Origin of the sequence: Natronincola ferrireducens, assembly GCF_900100845.1 — a bacterium.
Taxonomy (GTDB): Bacteria; Bacillota; Clostridia; order Peptostreptococcales; family Natronincolaceae; genus Natronincola_B; species Natronincola_B ferrireducens.
The window spans coordinates 272706-297848 of the sequence record NZ_FNFP01000003.1 but is presented as its reverse complement, the minus strand read 5'-3'; the positions used below and the strand labels follow the sequence as shown (position 1 = coordinate 297848).

The following is a 25143-nucleotide window of genomic DNA, read 5'->3' as shown; positions in this document are numbered from 1 at the left end:
TGTATTTGCTTGTTCATAAAAATATGACAACATTATTTTATGCTCCATCTTCTCTAAGTTTATCGGATGAGTATTCTTTTTTACCACTCCATATCCATACTAAGGCAAAACCGGCGATAAAAATCAGTACAATAGAAGGTTTAAAGGAATAGGGTAGAAGAGCCCTTGAAGAACCAGCTATTAAACCTGCAAAACAGTAGGAAATGTAACTTCTATACTTTTCATATATTTTATTAATAAGGTTCACTAAAAGGAACATTCCTAACAGACTTCCAATTCCAAAAAATAATAGGTTTACTATTGCTAGCTCTTTTATATAATACAGCATATTATCATAAAGTCCCAAAGCAATCAAAACGGAGCTACCAGGTATACCAGGAATAATCATGGCGGCACTGGATATAGCTCCTCCAACGATTAGGAGGACCCAACTTACTTCTTCTCGATTCATCATAATACCAATTGGCTCTCCACCTACATAATAGCCCATTAAAAGTCCAGTTACTAAAAAAAGAAATCTTTTCAAATTTAACTTTGGACAGGAATTTAACACGGCTCTAATAGATGCTATCAAGCATCCCATCAAAAAAATAGCAGTTTCATCTCTAAAGGATTCAAAGAATAGTGCAAAAACCATTCCACCCCCCAAAATACCCACAAGGGCCCCCCCTAATAAAGGAAGATAGGGCTTTACATTAAGCTTTACTAGATCCTTTAACATACTTTCATATATGCCAAAAATAACAAATACCGTTCCCCCACTCATGCCTGGTAATACAATAATAAATCCTAAAATAATTCCTTGGATAATTGAATGCATGGTTTCCTCCACTTACTTTCTATAGTTTTTTTACTCCACACCTAATATAATATCAAATGCGGCTCTCATGATTCTTCTAGTGGATACATTGTCCATATTGGCAAATACACCAATTCCTAGAGATTGTTCAGGTATTACTCCAAAGCTTGTTCTAAAGCCTATATCACTACCTTCATGACCCTTTATATCGTACTGTCCTTGCTTACTCAAAAACCAACCTAAGCCTATTTTCTGTTCTTCTCCTTTTATGTTCATCGTGGGGGACCACATAAGCCTATAGCTACTCTCTCCTAGTATCTTCTTTCCCTGGAATACACCTCTATTTAAGTTAACTATTGCCCATTTGCTCATATCTACTAGATTTGAAGTAAGGGTTGAACTAGGGGCATGTCTGCGATTATAGGGGAAAACTTGGGATAGAACCACTTTTTTGTCTTGATTCTTGCTATGGGGCTTTGCCATTTCATCACTTTGGCTTCTAGAAAGCAAGGTGCTATCCTCCATTTCCAAAGGCTCTATAATGTGCTTCTTTATGTAATCTTCAAAGGTCATATCAGAAACTACCTCAATCAAGTAACCAAGTATTTCATAGGCTATATTACTATAGTGAAATTCTTTACCAGGGTCACTAATTAAGTGTATATCCTTTAAACCAGTAATATAACGTTTTAGAGCTTCATCATCATATTCTGGTCTATCCCATCCATAATCTTCACAATCAGGGATGCCGGAGGTATGACTTAGCATTTGGAGAACAGTTATTTTTTTATATCTTTTATCTTCTATGGAAAAATGTGTAAGATAATGGGTCACTGGTTTATGAAGGTCTATTTTTTCTTTTTCCACCAGTTGCATAATAGCTGTAGCAACAAAAAGCTTTGTAATCGAAGCCATATGGAAGATTGTTTTCTCAGTTACAGGCTTTTTAGATAATATATCAGTGATACCAAATCCTTTACTGTATATAATTTTGTTTTTATCTGTAATGACCATAGCAACCCCTGGGATATCTTGATAAAACATAGTTTTTTCTATATAATCTTCTAATTGTTTTTCTCTATTCCCCATCTTTATAAACCCCTTTTTTATTATAGTATGTTTTATTTTCATTCTATCATATTTTGTTTTGTATCAGAAGTATTCCTATCATTAATTATAGTAATAGTTGAACTTTTAAATTCTTACCTTTTACAAAAGTCTTCGTATTACCATTGCATTTATATAGCCTGTATGTTTTATTTGTCTGCCTAATCCATTTATGCTATACTATTGATATTATGAAAAATTGTTAAAGCTTCTCTAATACTATTCAGCAAAATATATTTAAAAACAACGAGACTAGGGTATCCATGTAGGAATATCACTGTGTCGTTTTTTATCGACAATTAATTTCTTAACCTTAGTAAAAAACACAGGTTCCTGCGCCCCAGCCCCTAGATATGGGACTAGAAGTTATAATCCCTTTTTCTAAAGGCTATCACTTAGTATTTTTCATTAAGATTTATGTTTAATCATTTATAAAGAGAAAATTGACCTAATAGGAGGATTAGTTATGATTACCGAACTTATTTATGCCTGTTTTTTTATCTTCCTTGCTGAAATGGGGGATAAAACACAAATACTAGCCATGACCTTTGCTACTAAATACCCCGCTAAAAAGGTTTTATTAGGAGTATTATTTGGCTCTCTAGCCAATCATGCTTTGGCAGTTTTTATAGGTTTTTATCTATCGAAAACCATCTCTTTAACTCTTATTCAACTAATAGCCGGTTGTTCCTTTATTATCTTTGGTCTTTGGGGACTAGTAGAAGATACTGAAGAAGAAAACAAAAAATCAACAAATAAATATGGTCCTATTTTGACTGTAGCCACAGCTTTTTTTATTGGAGAGTTGGGAGATAAAACCCAATTAACTACAATTGCTCTAGCATCACAAGCCACTTATCCCCATTTTATATTGATAGGTACAGTATTGGGAATGGTTTTAACCAGCGGTATAGGTATATGGATAGGTAGTAAGATAGGTAAAAATATACCTGAAATAGCAATAAAACTAGCATCATCTGGTGTTTTCCTTCTATTTGGTATTATGAAATTATGGGAAACAATTCCTCGTCACTATGTTACCATTACAAATACTACCCTATTTTTTATGACTTTAACAGGAATTTTGTTATATCTACTAAAACCTATGGTTAAAAATAGAGGTCATAAAAATACTCGATTAAAAGAAACAGCCCAAGAACTTTATTTAAACACTTTAAAGATCCAAGAATCTCTTAATTTTGTTTGTTCACAAGGAGATGAATGTCAAGCTTGCCAAAATCAACAATGTTCTATCAGCTTAGTAAAAGCTATGCTGAAGGAAGCTAGACAAAAAAATCAATATGTACTACCAAATAAAATCCACATCCAAGCAGATGTTCAAACGATTGATTTGGATAGAGACCAGTTAAAGCAAAGCCTATTAGTAACAATAGAGACCTGTCTCCATTGTTCTAAGCATGAAGAAAGGTGTGTAGGGAATATCGCAAGAGAGACTTTAGAGCGTCAATACTTTGGAAAAAGTTTGCCCTTTACTGGTGATGCTGCTGCTTACTATAAAGAAGTTGAGACATTAGAACAAAACTTTTTTACCAATAAACCTTCTTTATCCCACTAAATGTATAGGATGACCACAGTTATGTGGTCTGTTTTTTTTGATTATTATGTAGTTTATATTGTAAAAAATATCGCCCTTCATCTTTAACATCGTTTATGTTGAAATCCTAAATTTTTCAGATAAATTTTATACAATAGATTTAATCATAGATTTAGCCTTCATTGTGAATAATAAGTATTAAGGAGGGATTTTTATGGCTAAAAATAAGTTTAAGGAAAATCATAGGGATCGAACTATTGAAAATCATCAAACAGCTGCATGGGCTAATATTAAAGATTTAAAGCCCCAATCAAGAGTTCCTATTCCTGATGAAATAGAAGTGCGAAATGCTAAGGAGTATGTTGATACAAATCAAAAGTAAAAGGATATTTGGTAATATTAACCAGTAAATTCAGTATTGAAATTTTAGAAAAGGGACTAGTTTGTTAGTCCCTTTTCTATTACAGCTTTACTGATACTGCATTTCAGCTAATCGTCGATAGGTATCATATTTATCTCTTGCATTTTTCTCTGCTGCATCGAACAACTCTTCTGCAATATCAGGGAAGATATTCATAATCTGGGAATATCTTATTTCTCCTTCTATAAAGGCTTTAAAGGATTCTTTTGGCTCCTTAGAATCCAACACAAATGGATTCTTGCCCTGTTCCCTTAGCTCTGGATTATAACGATATAGATGCCAGTATCCTGCTTCTACCGCCTTCTTTTCTTGAGCTACAGTTGTACCCATACCGGTTTTAATGCCATGACTAATACAAGGAGCGTAACAAATTACCAGTGATGGACCTTTATAGGATTCAGCTTCGTTAATGGCTTTAATAGTATGGTTCATATTAGCTCCCATGGAAACTTGAGTAACGTATACATACCCATAGCTCATAGCCATCATCCCTAAATCTTTTTTTCTAATTTTTTTGCCTGATGCAGCAAATTTTGCAACAGCAGCGGTTGGTGTAGCCTTTGAGGCCTGACCACCTGTGTTGGAGTAAATCTCGGTATCCATAACAAGTATGTTTACGTCATCCCCCATAGCTAAAACATGATCTAATCCACCATATCCTATGTCATAGCCCCAACCATCTCCACCAACAATCCAAACAGATCGTTTCACCAGATAATCCTGTTTATCTAAAATCTCTTTAATTATTGGATTGTCATGATGTCCATGGGTTTTTATTGAATTAATTAATCTGACACTAGCTGTTTTTGATTTCTCTCCATCATCCATTGCTTCTAACCATTCTTTACAAGCATTTTTGCAATCAGCATCTAAATCGCTGTTTATAGCCTGTAACATTAAGTCTGCCAGCCTTTGTCTGATTTGTTTCGAAGCTAAGTACATGCCATAACCAAATTCAGCATTGTCTTCAAATAAGGAGTTTGCCCATGCAGGTCCTCTTCCTTCTGCATTGGTGGTATAAGATGTCGATGGTGCACTGGCTCCCCAGATAGAGGAACATCCAGTAGCATTGGCAATCAGCATTCTATCACCATAAAGCTGTGTTAAAAGCTTTACATAGGCAGTTTCTCCACATCCTGCACAAGCTCCAGAAAACTCTAGTAATGGTTGGGCGAACTGACTGCCCTTTACAGATTTCTTGTCCATCAAATAATCCTTGTAGGTTACATTGTTATGGGCAAATTCCCAGTTGTCTTTTTGTCTTTCAACTTCCTTTTCTGCATCCACCATCACTAACGCTTTTTTAGGTGCTGGACATATATCTGCACAGTTAGCACATCCTGTACAATCTAATGGTGTAATTTGTATGCGATATTCTAATCCTTCTAATCCCTTTCCTATAGCCTGTTTTGTTTCAAAGGCTTCCGATTTGTTTTTCATTTCCTCTTCATTTAATAGGAAGGGGCGAATAACGGCATGGGGACAAATATAAGCACATTGATTACATTGAATACATTGCTCTGTCTGCCATTGAGGTATCATAACAGCAATGCCTCTTTTTTCATAGGCTGTTGTTCCAAGGGGAAATGTTCCATCCTCCATACCCTTAAAGGCACTGACTGGCAGTTCATCGCCTTCATGTCTTGCTATAGGTCTTTGAATATTTTTTACGAAATCAGGCTCTTCCTTGATAGGTATGTTTTCATCTTTAGCATTTATCCAGTTTGATGGTACATTAACTTTAACTAATCCTTCCACCCCCCTATCTACTGCCTTATAATTCATTTCAACAATTTTTTCTCCTTTTTTCCCGTAGGTATCTTCGATTGCTTCCTTTAAATATTTTGCCGCATCTTCTATAGGGATTACATTGGCCAGTTTAAAGAAAGCAGCCTGCATGATCATGTTAATTCTGCCCCCTAAGCCTATTTCTTGAGCAATATTTACAGCATCAATTATATAGAAGTTGATATTTTTTTCTGCTATAAATCTTTTAATAGATGCAGGAATTTTGTCATCCAACTCATTTTGAGGCCATGGACAATTCAACACAAAGGTTCCGTTCTTCTTTAACCCCTTTAATAAATCATAATGATGTAAATAGGATTTATTGTGACAAGCAATAAAATCAGCATTGTACACCAAATAAGGAGATTTAATAGGCTTATTACCAAAGCGTAGGTGAGAAATGGTTGTACCCCCTGATTTTTTACTATCATAGGAGAAATACCCTTGAGCATATAAATCAGTTTTATCTCCTATAATCTTTATAGCCGTTTTATTTGCTCCTACCGTTCCATCGGAGCCTAAACCCCAGAACTTACATCGAATTGTACCTTCTGGAGATGTTTCAACAATATCTTCTTCAGGTAAAGAAGTATTGGATACATCATCTACTATGCCTATTGTAAAATGATTCTTAGGATTATCTTTTTTAAGGTTGTTAAATACAGCTAAAATTTGGGACGGTGTTGTATCTTTTGACCCTAAACCATATCTTCCACCTACAATAATAGGATTTTCTGGTCTATCATAGAAAAGATTTCTTATATCTTCGTATAGAGGTTCCCCTAAGGCACCGGGTTCCTTGGTTCTATCCAAGACTGCAATCTTTTTAACGCTTTTAGGAAAAACATTGAAAAAATATTTAGGAGAAAAAGGTCTAAATAATCTTACCTTTATGACCCCCACTTTTTCCCCCTTTGTCCTTAGATAATCTATGGTTTCTTCAATAACGTCACATACTGAACCCATTGCTATAATAATATTTTCGGGATTTTCATCACCATAGTAATCAAAGGGATGATATTCTCTCCCTGTGATCTTTTTAATCTTTTGCATATAATTTTCTACAATATCAGGTACTGCATCATAATAAGGATTAGCAACCTCTCTACCTTGAAAATAAATATCTGGGTTTTGTGCTGTTCCTCTTATTACTGGTGTTTCAGGTTTTAAGGCTCTATTTCTAAATTCTTTAATTGCTTCATAGTCCACAAGTTTATCAAAATCTTCATATTCTATTACTTCCACCTTTTGATATTCATGGGAGGTTCTAAAACCATCAAAAAAGTGTAGGAAGGGTACTCTTGCTTTAATAGCTGCTAAGTGGGCGATTCCTCCTAAGTCTATCACCTCTTGGACACTACTGGATGCCAATAGAGCAAATCCTGTTTGTCTAGTAGCCATGACATCTTGATGATCACCAAATATGGATAGGGCGTGGGCGGCTATAGCCCTTGCACTAACATGAAACACACCAGGTAACAATTCACCAGCCATTTTATACATATTAGGAATCATCAATAATAAACCTTGAGATGCTGTATAGGTTGTGGTTAAAGCTCCACCCTGTAAGGAGCCATGGACGGCTCCAGCAGCACCAGCTTCTGATTGCATTTCTACTACTTTAACTGTTTGTCCAAATATATTTTTTTTACCATGGGCAGACCACTCATCTACTCCTTCCGCCATCGAAGAAGATGGTGTGATTGGATAAATAGCCGCCACTTCTGTGAATGCGTAGGATACATATGCAGCAGCTTCGTTCCCATCCATTGTTTTCATTTTTTTAACCATAAATTTCCTCCTTTGCCTATATAAATACTTTTTAGGATGTTGCTAATATTATTACTCAAATCTTATTATTTAACTTTTTGGAAATATCATACATAAAAAAAAGCGGTTAAACCGCTTATTCTACGTTATCTTTTATATATGCTAATATTTCATCTACATGTCCCTTTACTTTCACACCTCGATATTCTTTAACTAAAATGCCCCCTCTATTAATAATAAAGGTTGATCTTTCTGTACCGAAAACCTCTTTCCCAAACATTTTTTTAGGCTTTAGAACTCCATAAAGCTTAAGTACATTTTTTTCTTCATCGCTTAGTAATGGATAAGGAAGATTTTGCTTATCTCTAAATTTTGCATGGGATTTTACACTATCCTTACTTATTCCTAAAACCATTGTGTCTAATTGTTTAAATTCATTATAGCGATCTCTGAACTCAGAGACTTCTGTAGTTCATCCAGCAGTATGATCCTTTGGATAAAAAAATACAACAATATTTTTGCCCTTAAATTCATTTAAGGACATTTCCTCCCCTATATCTGATGGTAAAGTAAAATCTGGTGCTTTCTTTCCTATTTCTACTTTTGTCTTCTGCTCCATTTTATTCACCTCTTAACATGTTTATTTTCTTCCTCTAATTATTACCCAGTATCAACAGTGATAATCAGTTAGTAGTCTTCGATTTTTTTTCAATAAAAATCTCCCTAGCAAACTCCAAAGTCCATATCTTAGAGTATCTAGAGAGATTTTATATTTATTATTTTATTATTATCTATTTAATACTGCATTTAATACAACACCTACGATTGCAGCAAGGCTTAGGCCTTCTATTTTTACAAGTTCAGTTATTGGAATACCAATTGATATACCTAAATACGTTTCAATATATCCTGACCCTAAACCTAGTATTAGTATAGTGGCCATAATTACTATATTTTTTGCATTAAAGGTTACATCATTGTTTTTTATAGTTTTTACACCTACTAAAGCAATCATACTAAAGAGCATCAAACTTATACCACCCATAACTGGTACTGGAATTGTGCTTAGGAAACCGCCCACTTTAGCAACAAATCCTAGAATTATGGCCAATACCGCAGCAAGTCTTAGAATAGTTGGGTCATAGTTCTTTGTTATGGCTAGTACCCCAGTATTTTCACCATAGGTTGTATTTGCAGGGCCACCTATAAATCCTGCAAACAAGGTTGCTAATCCGTCTCCTAATAAAGTACGGTTTAATCCTGGTTCTTCTATAAAGTTTTTACCTACAACTTGTCCGTTTGTTGTTATATCTCCAATATGCTCCATGAATACTGCCAATACTACTGGTGCAATAATTGCTATTGCTCCTAACTCAAACTTAGGTAGTGTAAAGTTTGGCATTGCTAAAATTTTTGCTTCTCTTACTGCTTCTATATTTACTAAACCAATATTTAATGAAAGTATATATCCTACTACTACGGCTATTAAAATAGATAATTGTTTTGAAAACCCTCTTCCCTTTAGGGTAACGGTCACGGCTGTAACTAAGGTGATGGCCGCCACCACAAAGTGAGCTGATGCCATATCATAAGCTACAGGTACTAGGTTTAAACCGATAACCATAATCATAGGACCTACTACTTGAGCTGGTAAATATTTTTTGATTTTCTCTACACCAACCTTTTTAACTGCAAAGGACATCAATATATAAATCAATCCTGCTACCACGATGCCTCCTTGGGCATAGGTTAAATCCCCACCATAATTTTGACTAACAGTAAGAATTACTGGTATAAATGCAAAGGATGAACCTAAAAATACAGGAATCTTACCGTAGGTAACTAGATGGAATAATAAAGTTCCTACCCCTGCTGATAGTAGTGCAATAGAAGGATCTAACCCTGTTAAGATTGGTACTAAAACCGTTGCCCCAAACATAGCAATTAAATGCTGGACAGCTAGTACCACTTTTTTTGCGTTTTCTAAATTCGTTGTGTTTTCTTTTACTTGCATAGTTGTTTTTGTTAATGTGTTTTCTGCCATCATAAAAACCTCCTTTGATTTGTGTTAAAGGAGAAAAGTGTTGTTTTCTCCCTTTTCAACCTCACTGGGTTGATTTAAAGGTATTACTTTAGAAAAGTAGATGACCCAAATCTTTGATTTGGTGTCAGTCACTTTCACAGAGTGCAAATAAAAAACTTCCTGCCTACTGGCAAGAAGTCATAGTAATCTTGTAATAATTATTACTATATATTCCGGTATCTTGCCAGCCTCTCTGGACTGAATTAAAGACTTTTTATTTTCATCTTAGTAAGTATATCATTTTTTTTGCCTACATGCAATAGATTATCAAAAAATTATATTTTCTAATAACTATTTAGAAATATGTTTCCTCTACTTGAATCAAAAACAATAATACCATCTAATTCTATTCCACCCAGTTGTCTAAATCATGCTTTATTTTACCATATTTAACTTCTTGATTTTCTTTATATGCTGTTATAATAAATGTATATATCTCCTTAAACATAGTGGTTCCCTTTTTGTATTTGATTTTTCTATCAATGTGACCAGTGGAATTTTTTCTAATATTATTCTAGCATATTTATTTATAAGGTATAATGTAATTTCCAAAAAATTCAGCCCTTCCTGAAGGAAAGGGCTACTGATATCAAATTGTAGATTTAGTTGATCTATTTATTTTTCTATAGCTTCACCTGATTTTTCATATTCTATCCATGAGCCATCATAGTTTCTTACATTTTCATAGCCTAGTAATTCTGTTAAAACAAACATGGTATGGGCTGATCTTACAGCTGCTCTACAATGGGGCATGATAGCTTCTTTGTTTTCTGTAATGCCATTGGACTCATAAAGTTCTCTTAATTCATTAGCGTTTTTAAAAGTTCCATCAGCATTTAGTGCCTTGGTCCATTCAATCCATACCGCCCCTGGAACTCTTCCATCATTCCATTCTCCTTCACTTCGGGTATCTAGTACCACTAAGTTGTCATTATCAAAACTTTCTTTAATCATGGCTAAATCAGCAATCATAGTTGTATTTGCTTCTTTAGCCGTATAGGTTGTGGCCTCTAAAGAATCCGCTGTCATCTGGGTTCTAAAGCCCGCGTCCCTCCATGCATCAGAACCACCTTCTAATATTCTTACATCTTCATGGCCGTATACTTTCATGGTCCACCATAATCTTGCAGCCCATAATCCATTATCTCCATCATAAATTACAACAGTATCATCGTTAGAAATCCCTGCACCTCCTAATAACCTTTCGATTATTTCTTTATCAGGAAGCATATTTGCTACACCCTCTATCTCTGCAAATTGCTCACCTCTCCCAATTTTAATAGCTCCTGGTATGTAACCCCCTGGTAAGGTAGCATCTCTAAAGTCAACGATAATCACATTTTCCATATTGTTTAATTCCTCTGCACTGACTAAGCTTTCTGGTCTTGCATAACCTCTGTCCTCTACTACTAGTTCTTCTGTGATTTCCTCTGTTTGCTCTTCACTTTCTACAACTGGTTCTTGAGCTGTAGGTTCAGAAGTGCACCCAACGACTGAACCTACTAGAATAAGTACCATCAATAATGCTACAATACTTTTAAATAATTTTAACATATACATCCCCCTTAACTTATATGTTTGTTAAATATTTATCTTTTATCTTCATTTTATCATAGGTTTTTCCATATTTTACATAAGGATTTGTTATGTAGTCATAACAGTATGTTATGGTTGCATAATCATACTTTACCCATCGATTACTGTTTAGTTGCAAAATTTAATTAGTAAAAGAACTTAATATAAAATTTTATATTTAAATAGACTCTTGATATTTTTTGACAAAATTATACAAATTAAAGAATTTTTGACAGCAAATTCTGATTGTCAAGAATTAATTTCATAACAATTTCACAAACATCTCCTGTAACCTTAGTACATCTTTCTATATGCTCCTTAGAAGCAAACTTATAATCCTTAATAAGAACCCTACAACAAGTACTACCATATTTTTCACGGAAAATATCATGTAATTCTTTGGACAGTTTCATAATCTTTTTATTGCTCCCACCAGGCTTTTTTCTTCCGTAGACCAATCCTAGTGCCACCTGGCCACCTGTCACTGCACCACAACTACAGCCTGCTCCCCCCATTCCTACAGGAAAACCTGATACCATTTTCACATATTCTTCTGGCATACCACATTCTAATACTTCATTTACAGAGGCTAGGATAGCTTCAGAGCATAAATATTTTCCTTTACTATAATAGCTTTCTGCTAAATATCTAGCTTCTTTGATTAGCTTATCACTACTTTTTTTCATAAGGTCTTTCCTCCTTCTATCTTTATTAAAATAGAATTTCTATTATTGTGTAATAAATCATTTCACATCATGATATCTACTTACTTGAGTATATCATGTGTTATTATTATTTTATGATAGAGAGTTTCTATATTTTTATTGCAGATTATTTATAATGCTAATATTTATTAAAAACCGTCTAGAAATTTCTAGACGGTTTTTAATAGATATATAAAATTGGGGGAAATAAAGCCTTATATTTCTACCTTGTTCTTTATTTTAAAAACATTTGCATATTAAGATTTCTTTTCAAACAATAGAAATTGAAATGTTTTTATAAAAAACCTTCATAAAAAACCTTCTTGATTTTATTTATTGATTGTTTCCATATTAATTCCTTTTCTCTTTGCAAATATTTTTGGAACTTGAGAAGCACCAAATAATACAATCCCTGCTATAAGTAATTTAATAAAAAAGGAAGTTGTAATACCATTTTGTGCAATTTCTCCTGCCATATATGCATATACAAACGCACCAGGGGCCATGGTAATAAAGGTAATAATAGCATAGGTAAATAAGTTAATATTTGTAACACCATAGGCATAATTTTGAATATTATAGGGGAAAACAGGTACCAGTCGAGTTAAAATTAAGAAATCCTTCCCATTTTTTTCAACCCCTTCCTCTACCTTTTGAAACATTGCATTCTTACCAAATTTGTCTACAATAAATCCTCTGGCAATATATCGAGCTACTAAAAATGCTGCAACAGCACCGATGGTTGCCCCTAATAGTGCTAAAAGTGCACCAAGTACTGGACCAAATACAATACCACCGCTAATGGTAATTACACTTGCTGGCAAAGAAAATACCGCTGCCACAACAAATATTAAGATATAAATAACATAGCCAAGAGAACCTGCATCTTTAATTAAGGCTTGGAATTTGTCAAAATCCTTTAGAGTATCTATCAGTCCTATTGAATAAATGCCATAAAAAACTAGGGCTAAAACAGCGATCATAATAATTGTCTTTAACTTCTTATTCATTTTATTTCCTCCTATTAAGTTATTTAACTACTTTAGCTATACCAACCTTAGATTTATAACGGTTAATCCAGGATTTAATCGGTGATGCCAACACATCTACTGGTGGCTCATCATTAAGATGCACTACAGGTCCCCAAACTAGATCTAAAATATGCCAGGCCTTTGAACCCCCTTTCAGAATAGAAGATCTACAAGCAGAACAGTAGACAACTACATATTCACTGTCTAGGGTTTCTACACGACGTTTCATAACTCTTTCAGCAACTTCAGGATTTGCAGGCACTACCATTCCACCAAAGCCACAACACCTTGTCTTTTCCCGAGAGCACTTTGATTCCACATACTTATAACCAAGTTCTGTTAGTATCCATCGAACACCATCATGGAGTTTAGTCATATGTCGAGTTGAACAGGAATCATGTATGGTAAATACTACATCACTGCCCTTTGCCTTCCCTCTTAGTTCTTCTGGAAGACCAATCAAAGGAAGGATTTCCCATAGGGAATGGGTTGGTGTTGTGCTTGCTTCATCAAAGGTTAGTTTGCAGCTTTGACAAGCTACAATCATTTCTTCAATATTTACATCGTCCATGTCTTTTTGTAGATCTGCAAACCTTTCTTTAAATAGATCATATTGTCCCACTGCTTTAGTTGGCTTACCACAACATTTTTGAACTGCTGAAAATCGAGGAAATACAGAATCTAAATAGGCTGTTGTCTTTGTTACTGCCTCTGGACTATAGGATGGCAAACTACATCCGGGCATAAATCCATAACGTTTATTCTTGTCTATTTTTATTGTCATTATTTCTTACCTCCTCGAACTTTAGTAGTAAATATCTTGGAAAAACCAAGTAGTTGATGGACTTTAATAGCTCTATGACCTTTCATTGGTGATTCGCCCTTGTTAGCTTTAACAAAATCTTTACGGGAACCAATAAAAATGTCCTTCATTGGTAATTCATGGGGACATACAATTGTACAGTTGTCACATGCATTACATGAGTATGCTAATAAAGCCTCCATCCTACCTTCTTTTGTCAACCCTTCTACAATATCCTTTGGACAACTTCCAAAATCATTCATCATAACACATTCCTTCATACAAAGCTTACATTCACAAGCTAAACAACGAGAGGCCTCTTCAATTGCTTGTTCCTCAGTAAAACCAAGGTCTGACTGATCAAAGTCCTTCTTCCGTTCTTCTGCCTGGCGCATATTAGTGTATAATCTTTGTCTATCCTCAGTACCTTCTGGTAGAGGTATATCTAATTTTGTTTCGTAGAACCACTCAAACTTAAAGCTCCTATCAGCCTTAAGGTCCTGTTTCTTTAGATATCGGTCGATACTGATGGCTGCTTTCCTTCCTAACGCCATAGCCTCAACAACAATAAATCCACCAGCTGCATCTCCTGCTACAAATACATTCTCCATATTGGTAGCAAGGGTATCTTTATCTACTTCATATCTTCCACCCCTTGTTTGTGGGAGGACACCTTCTGTGATGTCTTCTACAACTTGACCTGTTGCCATAATAATAGTATCTACTTCTATGATTTTTGATTTCCCTTCATATTGAGGATTAAATCGCCCCTCTTCATCAAAGATAGACTTTACTTTTTCAAGCTTAATTCCTGTTACTTTACCCTCTTTCTCAAAAATTTCAGTTGGACCCCATCCAGCATTAAATATTACTCCTTCTTCTAATGCCTCATGGATTTCTTCTTGTGATGCAGGTAAATTTTCTAGATCCTCCAAAGAACACTGATAAACTACATCAGCCCCTATTCTCCATGATGAACGGGCACAGTCCATAGCAACATCTCCACCACCGATTACCATTACTCGTTTTCCACCTCTAGGAAACTGTCTTGTAAGACTTATTTCCTTTAAGTATTCGGTTGCAGGATATACCCCCTCTGCTTTATGACCTGGCATTGGTATAATATTTCCCTTGTGGGCACCATGGGCCAATAATACTGCATCAAAACTTTCTGTCAATCCTTTAAAGCTAATGTCCTTGCCTACTTCTACACCAAGTTTAAATTCAACCCCAAGCTTATTAAGGTAACTATATTCATAATCAATAATATGTCTAGGTAGTCTGTATTCAGGAATGCCGACCCTCATCATGCCCCCCACCACATTTAACTTATCAAAAATAGTTACGGTATGGCCTTTTTTTCTAAGATCTATGGCAGCTTGGGCCCCTGCAGGACCAGCCCCAATGATGGCAATTTTTTTTCCCGTTGCTTTTTCTGTTGTTATATCCCAAATAGCCTCATCATCTGCCTTTTCAGCTGCAAAACGCTTAAGAGCAGCTATGGCAATAGGTTGGTTAAATTCCACCCCTCTTCGACAGTCTTTTTCGCATGGATGGGCACAAATTCTACCCAAGGTATTTGGTAAAAATAGCTTTTCACGAATAACTTTAATTGCTTCATCATACTTTTTTTCAGCTATTAAATTAACATATTTTTTTGCTTCCGTACCCATTGGACATCTACTCTGACAATATGCATCTTCAAGTCCCATGCAGTCATTTACTATTTTTTCAGCATTTTTAATAATAACTTCGCTAAAAACTACATTGTTCATCACAGTACTCACCATCATCATCCTTCCACGTTTTGATATATGTCTTAATTGAATAAGTAAAGACAAGATTAATCTAATCACATAGCATGATTAGATTAAGTTATCTTGTTTCAGTTTTTACCTAGTTTCCATTTTCTACTTGAGCTAGAGGATTATTGTTTTCATAATGCTCATAGCTCCACTCAATCCAAGATCCATCGTAGTTCATTACATCTTCATAACCTAATACTTGGGTTAATACAAGTAATGTATGGGCACTACGTACACCAGATTGACAGTAGGTAATAACTTTTTTATCCTCTAAATCACCATATAATGCTTGAAGCTGATTTTTTGATTTTAACGTAGTATCTTCATTTAAAGCTTCCGTCCATTCAATCCACACAGCACCAGGAATTTTTCCAGGTCCAAAAGCACCACTTAGGGTTGTACTCCCATCTTCTTCTTCAGCACCTCGGGTGTCAATAATAACAGTATCTGTTCCTAATGCTGCAACAACATCATCAAAACTTGCTATTAACATTTCTGAAGGATTTGGTGCTTTATAGTTTGTTGCTTCTACCGTTGGATTTCCACCACCAGTTGGATATCCTGCCCCTACCCAAGCATTTAATCCACCATCTAAATATCTAACATCTTCGTGACCTAATAACTTAAACTGCCACCATAATCTTGCGGCATCATGATGAGCGTTAGATGCGTATACAACAATGGTTGTATCAGGGGTTACTCCATAGCCAGAAAGAATGGCTTCTGTTTCTTCAATGGTATTTCTCATACCTCCAAAATCGTAAACACCTTGTGCCGCTGAATAGTCTGGTCGCCACATTGTGAAAGAACCTGCAATTGGCGCATCACCTTTAATAGGGTCCAGTGCTCCAATTACAACAACGTCCTCTTGGTTATCTATTAATTCTTTTAATTGTAGTGGTGTAATAAAAGCACTTGGATTGGCATATTCAGATATTTTATCCATTTGCTCCGATGCAGCAACTACCACTTTTTTAACACCAAACATTTGTCTGTAGCCATAATACCCCCCACCAACAAGAACTACTACCGCCAATAAAATAATCCATAATTTATTTTTTTTCACACAAATTCCCCCTTATTCTTCATTTTAGTTTTAATTAAGTATTTCTGTGAAATAAGTAACCCTTAACTTTAACACGTTATTTTACTTGACTGACTACCCCCTTTTATTTTAAATTTCCATTGTTTTTGTTTAGAAATAGTTTGTTAATTTCTTTACAACTTCATTATATAATAAAAATTGTTTGTCAAATAATAAACATTATTTATAATGTATAAGGATAATTTATTACAAGTTAAACATTTAACAAGTATTTTGTAATTTTAATTACAAATCTTCTTTATTCCTAAATAAGGCACATCAAGAATGATAGTCCTTTTCAGTATAGGTACTAACGTAATATCGTTATATTTGTTTTTACACTTAGTAATGGAATTCTTTGTTAACAATGGGTTGTTGTTGGGGGTTACTTTATACTTCTACCTATTTAGCTCAACGATTTATATTCCATAACTCCTTTAAGAAAAACTCTATTTCATTATCTTCATCTAGACTAATTAAGACAAACTGACTATTTTATAAGGAATTAATACAGGGATAGATCTCTACAGAACTAATGGTATAGAAGGTTTATAAATGACTTTATGTAGTTATGAAGAAAGTATGTCTATGTATGATAAACCCTTATATGATATAATAAATTATTAGGAGTATTCTAGTAAAAATAATTATAAATAGGTGATAAAATGAATCTTCAGTATCTAAAGGCTTTTTATGTAACTGTAAAGGTAAATAGCATATCAAAGGCTGCAAAGGTTCTCCACTTGACACAACCTGGCTTAAGTATGCAGATACAGTCTCTTGAAAAAGATCTGCAGGTTAGTTTACTGAATCGTAGCAATAAAGGTGTAGAATTGACAGAAGCCGGTAAGATTGTGTTTGATTATGCCAACACAATTCTATCCCTTCAAGAAAACATTGAAAGGGATCTTTTGAACTTAAACAGTGATAAGAAACAGTTATTGATAGGGTCTTGTAAGGCTGTAGGAGAATATGCTCTACCCTGTAGTATCTATATTTATAAACAGGATAATAAAGATGTAAATATTCACTTGGAAATTAGTAATACAAAAGATGTTATTGAAAATCTTCTTGATAGAACAATTAATCTTGGTATTGTCCATGGATGCTACAATTGTATGAACACTAACCAATTGACTATTGAGAAAATTACCAATAATTCTTTGCTATTAGTAACTTCCCTTCCTTTAATGAAAAATACTATAACCCTTAAGGAGCTTGACCATATACCTCTTATCTTTAGGGAGGGGGGTTCAGGCACAAGGCAATGTATTTTAGATACCCTTGAAACCCATGGAATATCTGTGGATGATCTAAATATTATTTATGAGTTGAATTCAATGGAGGCCATCAAATCCTCTGTTATTGCAGGAAAAGGGATTTCCTTTATTCCAGAATTATCTATAAAAAGAGAATTAAAAGATGGTATTCTGAAAAAAATTGACGTTGAAGGCCTAGAGGTTATTTCTGACTTTTATGTAGTCTATAGAAAGGACCACGTCTTAAGTCCCCATGAAATGGAGTTTATTAAATTTATTAAATCCTCAAAGCGTGGATTTTGTTAATATTAATATGATAGATTATACTAATATACATAAGGTAATGTAATTTTAGAAATAACGAAGGAGCTTCAACAGGTTAAAGCCCATAGTTTAAGCACACCCCATAGGTGTGCTTATTTATATTCTCTAAGTAGATTTTCCATAAAGTTTATATCTAAATAGGATTTTATTTTTCTAAAGGTATCCATATTTTTAATATCTTTATCAGGGTTTTGATATTCAAGCCATGCATAGGCGCACCAGGATAAAGCTCTTAAATATAGATAGGGAGTATACAAGTGTACCCTTTCACGAATGTCTTTATCCCCTTCTTGTAGGTTTGCAATATAGGTTTTAAAGAAAATCTCCTTCTCTTCTTTACTTAATATGGTTTCTGTCTTCCACAGGGTGGTGGTGATGGCTAAAAATTGGGTCAAATCCTGACAAGGATCACTAATAACCGGTTTTTCCCAATCTATTAAATAACTTCTTTCCTCTCCTATAATGAAGTTATGGGAGTTAACCTCAGTATTGTTAATAACATGCCATTTGTTATCTATAAAATATTTTTCCTTGTAGCTATTTTTTTCAGCCCATTCTATAAATTTATTAAAGAAGGCTCTTAGTTCTTTATCAACAATTGGAGATTGTAGATAATTCTTCAATAATCTTTTGCCCTCTACTATTCTATCGGAAAAAATATTTTCTTCTAAAATAAAAGGGTTATTTTTTACACTATTTGTAGTAAGAGAATGGATTCTACCAAAAATCTTAGCAGCTTTATTTAAATCCTTTTGATACTCCAATGGCCTTCCTTCAAGAAACTCCATTATTAAAACACCGTAGTCCAAGTAGTTTTTACTATCATCCACATAATATACTTTTGGGGTTACACCACTGATCTCCAGTGCCTTTAGCGCATTGTACTCATATTGGATTTGATTTTCTAGCTCCAATTGGCTACTGGTATTCACACGAAAAACATATTTTTTGTTACCCATTTTTATGGTGAAATTAATATTGTACTCCCCTTGGGCCAAAAAATCTACTTCCAGCTTATTATTTTGTTGAAATTTTTTTATTGGGGTATTATGGGCTAATAAATATTCTTGTATTTTAGACTTTAGCTTGTTTTTTAGCATAGTTTTCATCACTCCAGCAATTTTTAATAAATTGTATTGTATGTTGAGGAGCTATTTTATTCTGAAAAACCCCTAAATTAATTTTTTTAGTCAAGGCTGCTAAATCCTCCTTTGTATCTATATCTCTGTGTTTTTCTATCAAGCCCACCTGTAGCCCCAATCCATTAATAATATCTATTGTTCCCTCTAAAACCGATTTATTCCCCCACTTTAAGCTATCATTAAATATTTCCCTATGAATTTTCTTCATTCCAACAAGGTAATATCCTCCATCGAAGGTGGGGCCTAGGCATATATCATTGTTTTCTAAGACACTATAAGCTTCTTGGATATGTTGTGGCTGTATTTCAGGTATATCAGACCCCATAAGAAGAACTTTTTTATAGCCTTTTCTTAATAATTCTTCTATAGCATTTGCCATTTTTTCCCCTAATTTTGTACCTTTTTGGGGAAAACAGGCTATATCTTTAGGCAGAATATTGTCGATAATTTGAATAGCGTCATCAGGAGTATAGGTTAAAAATATATCAATATCCTTTTCTAGCATAGAAAAAACATAAAATAAATCCAAGAGAAAACATCTATGGATATCGGCACATTGTTTTCCTGATAAAATTTCCATTAATCGGGTTTTCGTCTTTCCAGGAATAGGTATTCTTGTCATCAAAATAAGTGCCTTCATTATCTAGCCTCCCTATATATTTTCACTAGCTTAGCAGGGGCCACCCCTAAAGTATACAACACTTTGATTTTATGCATCAATAGAAGGGTTTTTAATTGCCCCCCCTGCTTAAATCTTCTGCCAGAAGTTCCTATGGGGCTTTGTAGCATCTTCATTTTCCCAATTTCCCTTAATTTTTTTCCTATCTCCCAATCCTCCATAATGGCAATTTCAGGATATCCTCCTATATGGTGAAAAACCTCTTTTTTAATAAATATTCCTTGATCCCCATAATATAAGCCTAAATATTTAGCTCGCCAATTTGAAGTAATGGATACAAATTTCATAAAAGCAGTGGGGTAGTCATGAAAATACAGAGAAAATCCTCCACCGATATAGCCTTCCTTAATAGTATTTTCGATCTGCTGGATGGCGTCACCGACTATAACACTATCTGAATGAAGAAACCACAACCCCTCTCCCCTAGCTATACTGGCCCCTTTATTCATTTGGAGTCCTCTTCCTTTACCACTGGAAATAACCGTAGCATACTTTGAGGCAATCTCCCTTGTTTGATCTTCACTACCCCCATCTGCAACAATTATTTCCTTATCCCCCTTTAAAGTGTGCAGTTCCTTTAGAAGGTGATAAATATTTTTTTCTTCATTTAACACCGGTATAATAATGGATATCATCTTTATCACCTTCATCCTTCATAAAATACGATGTTATTCCCATTAATATTTAATGAAACCTCTTGACCTATATGAAAAATCTCCTTTGTCGCGGCAATACACTTTAATTCTATATCCTTTAATAAAATTCTATAGTGTACCCTATCCCCTGCATATCTTTTTTTAATGACTGTACCCTTAATGCCTGTCTTATACATTTGGGAAGAAATTTCAATTTTCTCCGGACGAATCATAGCTCTAACAGAGCTATGGTGGTTTATGTGGGTTTGAAATTTTCCTATGCTACTATTAAAGTATCCCTTTTCTATGGTGCCGGTAAGATAATTGGCCTCTCCAAAGAAATTTGCCACTTCCTCTGAAACAGGATTTTCATAGAGGTCTACTGGACTTCCAAATTGTTTGATTTCTCCCTCCAACATGACTGCAATTTTATCAGAGATCATCAATGCCTCTTCTTTATCATGGGTAACTAAAATTGTAGTAATATTTAATTTTTTTTGGAGACTACAAATAAATTCCCTCATCGTTTCCCTTAACCTTAAATCAAGATTAGAAAAGGGCTCATCTAACAAGAGTACCTTGGGCTCTACTGCCAAGGCCCTAGCAAGGGCAACTCTTTGTTTCTGTCCTCCAGATAATTGATTAGGATATTTTTCTTCTTGACCCTTCAGTTCCATTAGGTCAAGCATTTCCTGTACTTTATCTTCCCTATAATTCTTATCTGCCTTTGCCATTTTTAAGCCAAAGCCTATATTCTGCCTTATGGTTAAATGAGGAAAAAGCAAATAATCTTGAAATACAATAACTGTGCCTCTTTTTTCAATAGGTGTGCTTAATATGGATTGACCCTTCATTAAGATATCTCCCCCATCTGGCTCAATTAATCCAGCAATGACTTTAAGGGTAGTGGTTTTTCCACATCCAGAAGGGCCTAATAGGGAAATCATTTGTCCCTCCTGTACAGATAAATTAATTCCCTTTAGCACTTTTTTATTATTAAAATCCTTGGATATTCCACTTAATAAGATTTCTGACATTCTTTATATCTCCTTTTATGGATTCTACTGTTTTTTATGACTCATTTATAAGTAAAAATAATTTTTTGCTCCATAGTAGGATTTAATTACCTTCTCCATAAGGATTAATACAACTAATGTAGCTGCAACAAATACTAAACTATAGACGGATGCCATCATGCGATCACCACTTTGTATATAGGGAAACATCATCATAGCAAAGGTAATCACTCTCCCCCCTCCAATAAGAAAGGTCAAGAAGTATTGACTAAAGGAGACAATAAATACAAGACTCCCTGCCGATACTAAACCTGGAGCAATCAAGGGAAGAGTAACATAAGTAAAGGTCTGCCATGGGGTAGCGCCTAGAACTCTAGCCTGCATTTCCATTGATTCTCCAATGATTTCAAAGACATTGGTAAGAATTCTAATACCATAGGGCAAGCAGGGTATAAGGTGAACTAAAACAACTCCCCAAAAGGTATTGGCTAGTCCTAACCGAATAAAAGTTAAATGGATTCCCAAAGCTACTGCAACAGGTGGTACAATAATTGGTGCTAATATAAGGATTTTAAAGAATTCTTTTCCTCTAAACTTATATACCCCTAGAGCTTTTGCAGCAGGTATACTTAAAAGCAATGTAATTATTGTTACTACCATAGATAAATATATGCTGAATAGAAGATTTTTCAAAGCCCTGCTGGAGGGTCCCAGAAGGTGGAGTATACCTCTTAGCCCTAGTTCTTGAGGTAGCAAATAGGGCCAAGGCCAATTTTTAGCAAAGCTCCATATCACTAGGTTTAGTAGGGGAAACACTAATAAAAAGATAATACTATACATCATAATATCAAAAAATATGTTTGTAGTTTTTTTCATTTTCTCACCCATCATACTTAGAAATATATTTAACTGTTTTATGATAAATCCAAATAAACAAAAGAGATAGTGCTGTTAAAATCATGTTGATGGTCATGGTATAAGGACGATTAGTCCAATCAGGATGTGTATACTCTATAAAGGCTTTTACTGGTAAAGCCCTTGGATTTGTAGGACCTAATAAATAAGGCACTTCAAATGCTCCAAAGGAAAAGGCAAATATAATAATAAAGGAGGATAAAACAGAAGGCATGATTAAGGGTAATAATACATGCAAAAATACTTGCCTCTTATTTGCTCCTAAGTTCATAGCTACATCCTGCAATTTTTCATTAATATTGCTCAATACTGTATACACTACCATTGCAATAAATGGAGTTCCCTTCCATACATAAGCAAAAATAATCCCGATGCCGTTTCTATCAAATAAAAGGGCTGGAAACTGAAACTGCTCTTGAATAATGCCTACGCTATATAAAAATCTTGGCAAAATTCCACTTTGAGACAACAAAGTATAGATCAGTAACGCTGCCACAGCATGGGGAACAATGATAGGTAATTTATAAACTATTTCCTCTAATCCTTTTTTATATTTACTGACAACAATAGAGTAAGCTAATAGCACACCTATAACCACCGAAAGAAGCGAGGACATAAACGCAATCCATAGACTGAATTTTAAGGAGGATAAAAATCCTTCATCCATAATAACTTCTTTATAGTACTTTAATGTAATCTCCCGTAGACCTACTGCTGGAAAATAGCCTAAGCTTTGGAGCAGACCTAGGGTAAGACCAGCTACAAATATCCCTAAAATAATAATCATAGCTGGCATTAGCATAAGATATGGTTTAAGTTTATGATTCAATTTTTTCTTCACCCTTTATCTTCCTAATACATTTTCTTCCCAAATCTCTTCAATAATAGGCACAAAATTGGCTGGCATTTCTGGAACCCTGTGGTTAAGAAGTATGTCTTGTGGTAAAGCTCCAGGAGCTAAGTCAATGGCATCAAAGGTTTTTCTTTCCTCATTATTCAACTTGCTATTATCTAACACTGGAAGATCTCCCCAATTTTTCGGATCATACTTTGAGGCCTGAGCTTCTACACTTAAGATAAAATCAATAACAGCTAATGCTCCAGCCTTATTGGGAGCATTGAAGGGAATAGCTAGAAAGTGAGTGTTTCCTATAGTTCCCTTATCAAATACAAAGGTATTGGTGGTTGAAGGAAACTCACCTGTCAAAATTTTCCCTCCCGCTGAATTAGGATGGTAGCTTACACTCATAAATACTTCTTGATCAGCAAACATATTATCTAGCTGAGCAATGGTTGCAGGGTAAGTTTCTCCCCCTCTCCATAAATAAGGTTTTAACTCTACTAAATAGTCCATCGCCGGTTGAATTGCGTTAGAAATAATTTCCTTATCTGCCTCCATCGTGACAAACTGTTCATATCCTACAATATCGTAAATAATATTTCGAACAAAAGCACTCCCAGTAAAATCCGGGGGGGCTGGATAAGTAAATTGTGCGGGATTATTTTTTATTAATTCCATCAGTTCCTCATGGTTTCTAGGTACAAACTCTACCCTTGCTTTGTCATAAATCATAACCAATTGAGCCTTTCCATAAGGAGCTTCATATCCTTCTACAGGAAATCCAAAATCATATTTTACTTCTATGGACTCTGTATCAACATATTTTTCAAAGTTTGGTAGTTTTTCTACAAAAGGTCCGTATAATAGCTCATTGGTTTTCGCTGTATAAAAATTTTCGCCATTAATCCAAACAACATCAATGGTTCCTGAGGTATTTAATTGTTTTTCCCCCAACAGCTTATTTAAAATCTCATCAATGTTCATTGGTACTCTATTTAAAGTGATATCGTATTTTTCTTTTAACTGTACAGCTAAATATTGATCAATCCAATCATTGGTCATTTGACTCCCACCCCATCCGTAGAAGCTCACCTCCGTGCCTTTGATCTCTTCTAAAATCGCTTCCCAGCTTGATTCTAAAACATCTTCTCCTGCTACCGGGTTGCTTTGACCACAGCCTGTTAAATTTAATATAAGAATGAAAACAATAACTAATACCATCGTTTTTTTCATGTTTTTCCTCCTTAGTTAATTGATTTTTTCACTAATCTAAAATGTATTTTATTAATATTTTAGAACCTATCCAAGCACCTATAAACATAAAAATTGCAAATATCCATCCATGCAGGGAAAGTGAAGGTATGGCACTGAAGTAGCCTCCAATATTACAGCCAAAGCTTAGTCTAGTAGCATAACCCATCATAATGCCACCCATGAGGGCAAAAGAAAGTTGTTTTTTATTTTTTATTCTTTTCCATTTAAATTCCGATGCCAATAGGGTGGATATTAAAGCCCCTAGAATAATAGCTGTATTTAATAAAATATATGGGTTGGTTAAAAAGGTTTCACCATCTTTAAAATCTATACTTCTATAAACACTAAAATAATACCACTCAGATGGTTGAAATCCTAAAGTTTCCAATATATATGCACCAATAGATACGATTCCATTTGTTACCCTCCACATTCTTCCTGTTAGGAAAAACAAAAGGCTATTTAATAACGCTAGAACAACACCACCCGTTATATAAGGCCAAGGCTTTTTAAAAACTTTTTCATAAAGCTTCACCATGTTCTCCTCCAAACAT

22 protein-coding genes are annotated in these 25143 nt (G+C 34.6%); 3 read left to right on the top strand and 19 right to left on the bottom strand.

The features are described from left to right. Positions 1 to 37 precede the first annotated feature (37 nt). Both BLS22_RS09665 and BLS22_RS09660 read right to left on the bottom strand, forming a co-directional pair. Positions 38 to 820, bottom strand: coding sequence for an undecaprenyl phosphate translocase family protein (locus BLS22_RS09665; RefSeq protein ID WP_090553529.1), 783 nt, complete (start codon positions 818 to 820; stop codon positions 38 to 40). Between the two features lie 30 nt (positions 821 to 850). Then, entirely contained in the window at positions 851 to 1888 is a 1038-nt protein-coding gene (locus tag BLS22_RS09660) for a serine hydrolase domain-containing protein (RefSeq protein WP_176762124.1), read from the bottom strand. Between the two features lie 484 nt (positions 1889 to 2372). On the opposite strand from BLS22_RS09660, the gene BLS22_RS09655 reads away from it, so the two are divergent. Continuing rightward, on the top strand, positions 2373 to 3482 hold the full coding sequence (locus BLS22_RS09655; RefSeq protein ID WP_090553527.1) for a TMEM165/GDT1 family protein: 1110 nt from the start codon (positions 2373 to 2375) through the stop codon (positions 3480 to 3482). Positions 3483 to 3675: 193 nt separating this feature from the next. After that, a complete protein-coding gene (locus BLS22_RS09650; protein WP_090553526.1) occupies positions 3676 to 3843 on the top strand; it encodes a CDIF630_02480 family spore surface protein in 168 nt (55 codons plus the stop codon). Between the two features lie 87 nt (positions 3844 to 3930). On the opposite strand, the gene nifJ is transcribed toward BLS22_RS09650, so the two are convergent. From nifJ to BLS22_RS09605, 9 genes are all read right to left on the bottom strand, one after another. Next, positions 3931 to 7461 carry a pyruvate:ferredoxin (flavodoxin) oxidoreductase gene (nifJ, locus tag BLS22_RS09645; protein ID WP_090553525.1) on the bottom strand — a complete coding sequence of 1177 codons (3531 nt, stop codon included), beginning with the start codon at positions 7459 to 7461 and terminating at the stop codon, positions 3931 to 3933. 115 nt (positions 7462 to 7576) lie between these two features. Further along, positions 7577 to 8059 carry a peroxiredoxin gene (locus BLS22_RS09640; RefSeq protein ID WP_090553524.1) on the bottom strand — a complete coding sequence of 161 codons (483 nt, stop codon included), beginning with the start codon at positions 8057 to 8059 and terminating at the stop codon, positions 7577 to 7579. 168 nt (positions 8060 to 8227) lie between these two features. Then, complete coding sequence (locus tag BLS22_RS09635; protein ID WP_334292619.1) at positions 8228 to 9454, bottom strand: uracil-xanthine permease family protein; 1227 nt, start codon at positions 9452 to 9454, stop codon at positions 8228 to 8230. Positions 9455 to 10138: 684 nt separating this feature from the next. After that, positions 10139 to 11077, bottom strand: a complete 939-nt coding sequence (locus BLS22_RS09630; RefSeq protein ID WP_176762123.1) for a sulfurtransferase — start codon at positions 11075 to 11077, stop codon at positions 10139 to 10141. Positions 11078 to 11316: 239 nt separating this feature from the next. Next, entirely contained in the window at positions 11317 to 11784 is a 468-nt protein-coding gene (locus BLS22_RS09625; protein WP_090553521.1) for a C-GCAxxG-C-C family protein, read from the bottom strand. A gap of 347 nt (positions 11785 to 12131) precedes the next feature. Beyond that, positions 12132 to 12812: a TVP38/TMEM64 family protein gene (locus BLS22_RS09620; RefSeq protein ID WP_090553520.1), complete on the bottom strand. Its 681-nt coding sequence runs from the start codon at positions 12810 to 12812 to the stop codon at positions 12132 to 12134. Between the two features lie 19 nt (positions 12813 to 12831). Next, positions 12832 to 13617 (bottom strand): heterodisulfide reductase-related iron-sulfur binding cluster, encoded by a 786-nt coding sequence (locus BLS22_RS09615; protein ID WP_208974691.1) that lies wholly within the window; start codon positions 13615 to 13617, stop codon positions 12832 to 12834. Next, positions 13617 to 15428: an FAD-dependent oxidoreductase gene (locus tag BLS22_RS15515; protein ID WP_208974690.1), complete on the bottom strand. Its 1812-nt coding sequence runs from the start codon at positions 15426 to 15428 to the stop codon at positions 13617 to 13619. The genes BLS22_RS09615 and BLS22_RS15515 overlap by 1 nt, the downstream gene beginning before the upstream one ends. Positions 15429 to 15531: 103 nt before the next feature. Then, entirely contained in the window at positions 15532 to 16506 is a 975-nt protein-coding gene (locus BLS22_RS09605) for a sulfurtransferase (RefSeq protein ID WP_090553519.1), read from the bottom strand. Between the two features lie 683 nt (positions 16507 to 17189). On the opposite strand from BLS22_RS09605, the gene BLS22_RS09600 reads away from it, so the two are divergent. Beyond that, positions 17190 to 18089 carry a LysR family transcriptional regulator gene (locus tag BLS22_RS09600; RefSeq protein ID WP_090553518.1) on the top strand — a complete coding sequence of 300 codons (900 nt, stop codon included), beginning with the start codon at positions 17190 to 17192 and terminating at the stop codon, positions 18087 to 18089. 110 nt (positions 18090 to 18199) lie between these two features. Here the strand turns inward: BLS22_RS09600 and BLS22_RS09595 are convergent, their stop codons facing one another. Genes BLS22_RS09595 through BLS22_RS09560 form a run of 8 tightly spaced genes read right to left on the bottom strand, consistent with a single transcriptional unit; the run spans position 18200 to position 25124 of the window. Then, positions 18200 to 19207, bottom strand: coding sequence for a phosphotransferase (locus BLS22_RS09595; protein ID WP_090553517.1), 1008 nt, complete (start codon positions 19205 to 19207; stop codon positions 18200 to 18202). Next, the gene (locus BLS22_RS09590) at positions 19182 to 19889 is read right to left on the bottom strand and encodes a TIGR04282 family arsenosugar biosynthesis glycosyltransferase (RefSeq protein ID WP_090553516.1); all 708 of its coding nucleotides are present in this window, start codon (positions 19887 to 19889) and stop codon (positions 19182 to 19184) included. Before BLS22_RS09590 ends, BLS22_RS09595 begins: the two co-directional genes overlap by 26 nt. Then, entirely contained in the window at positions 19889 to 20563 is a 675-nt protein-coding gene (locus tag BLS22_RS09585) for a TIGR04283 family arsenosugar biosynthesis glycosyltransferase (protein WP_090553515.1), read from the bottom strand. Before BLS22_RS09585 ends, BLS22_RS09590 begins: the two co-directional genes overlap by 1 nt. Positions 20564 to 20574: 11 nt before the next feature. Further along, complete coding sequence (locus tag BLS22_RS09580) at positions 20575 to 21600, bottom strand: ABC transporter ATP-binding protein (RefSeq protein WP_090553514.1); 1026 nt, start codon at positions 21598 to 21600, stop codon at positions 20575 to 20577. 45 nt (positions 21601 to 21645) lie between these two features. Beyond that, positions 21646 to 22455 (bottom strand): ABC transporter permease, encoded by an 810-nt coding sequence (locus BLS22_RS09575; protein WP_090553513.1) that lies wholly within the window; start codon positions 22453 to 22455, stop codon positions 21646 to 21648. Between the two features lie 4 nt (positions 22456 to 22459). Further along, positions 22460 to 23335: an ABC transporter permease gene (locus BLS22_RS09570; RefSeq protein ID WP_330386502.1), complete on the bottom strand. Its 876-nt coding sequence runs from the start codon at positions 23333 to 23335 to the stop codon at positions 22460 to 22462. Positions 23336 to 23338: 3 nt separating this feature from the next. After that, positions 23339 to 24568 carry an ABC transporter substrate-binding protein gene (locus BLS22_RS09565; protein WP_090553512.1) on the bottom strand — a complete coding sequence of 410 codons (1230 nt, stop codon included), beginning with the start codon at positions 24566 to 24568 and terminating at the stop codon, positions 23339 to 23341. Positions 24569 to 24599: 31 nt separating this feature from the next. Beyond that, entirely contained in the window at positions 24600 to 25124 is a 525-nt protein-coding gene (locus BLS22_RS09560) for a YeeE/YedE thiosulfate transporter family protein (RefSeq protein ID WP_090553586.1), read from the bottom strand. Between the last annotated feature and the right edge of the window lie 19 nt (positions 25125 to 25143).

Coding starts and splice junctions, on each gene's coding strand:
- nifJ (WP_090553525.1), bottom strand. CDS start 7,461: ATGGTTAAAAAAATGAAAACAATGGATGGGAACGAAGCTGCTGCATAT.
- BLS22_RS09590 (WP_090553516.1), bottom strand. CDS start 19,889: ATGAAGGCACTTATTTTGATGACAAGAATACCTATTCCTGGAAAGACG.
- BLS22_RS09625 (WP_090553521.1), bottom strand. CDS start 11,784: ATGAAAAAAAGTAGTGATAAGCTAATCAAAGAAGCTAGATATTTAGCA.
- BLS22_RS09600 (WP_090553518.1), top strand. CDS start 17,190: ATGAATCTTCAGTATCTAAAGGCTTTTTATGTAACTGTAAAGGTAAAT.
- BLS22_RS09660 (WP_176762124.1), bottom strand. CDS start 1,888: ATGGGGAATAGAGAAAAACAATTAGAAGATTATATAGAAAAAACTATG.
- BLS22_RS09615 (WP_208974691.1), bottom strand. CDS start 13,617: ATGACAATAAAAATAGACAAGAATAAACGTTATGGATTTATGCCCGGA.
- BLS22_RS09655 (WP_090553527.1), top strand. CDS start 2,373: ATGATTACCGAACTTATTTATGCCTGTTTTTTTATCTTCCTTGCTGAA.
- BLS22_RS09635 (WP_334292619.1), bottom strand. CDS start 9,454: ATGCAAGTAAAAGAAAACACAACGAATTTAGAAAACGCAAAAAAAGTG.
- BLS22_RS09665 (WP_090553529.1), bottom strand. CDS start 820: ATGCATTCAATTATCCAAGGAATTATTTTAGGATTTATTATTGTATTA.
- BLS22_RS15515 (WP_208974690.1), bottom strand. CDS start 15,428: ATGATGGTGAGTACTGTGATGAACAATGTAGTTTTTAGCGAAGTTATT.
- BLS22_RS09580 (WP_090553514.1), bottom strand. CDS start 21,600: ATGTCAGAAATCTTATTAAGTGGAATATCCAAGGATTTTAATAATAAA.
- BLS22_RS09585 (WP_090553515.1), bottom strand. CDS start 20,563: ATGATATCCATTATTATACCGGTGTTAAATGAAGAAAAAAATATTTAT.
- BLS22_RS09630 (WP_176762123.1), bottom strand. CDS start 11,077: ATGTTAAAATTATTTAAAAGTATTGTAGCATTATTGATGGTACTTATT.
- BLS22_RS09595 (WP_090553517.1), bottom strand. CDS start 19,207: ATGCTAAAAAACAAGCTAAAGTCTAAAATACAAGAATATTTATTAGCC.
- BLS22_RS09565 (WP_090553512.1), bottom strand. CDS start 24,568: ATGAAAAAAACGATGGTATTAGTTATTGTTTTCATTCTTATATTAAAT.
- BLS22_RS09620 (WP_090553520.1), bottom strand. CDS start 12,812: ATGAATAAGAAGTTAAAGACAATTATTATGATCGCTGTTTTAGCCCTA.
- BLS22_RS09575 (WP_090553513.1), bottom strand. CDS start 22,455: ATGAAAAAAACTACAAACATATTTTTTGATATTATGATGTATAGTATT.
- BLS22_RS09650 (WP_090553526.1), top strand. CDS start 3,676: ATGGCTAAAAATAAGTTTAAGGAAAATCATAGGGATCGAACTATTGAA.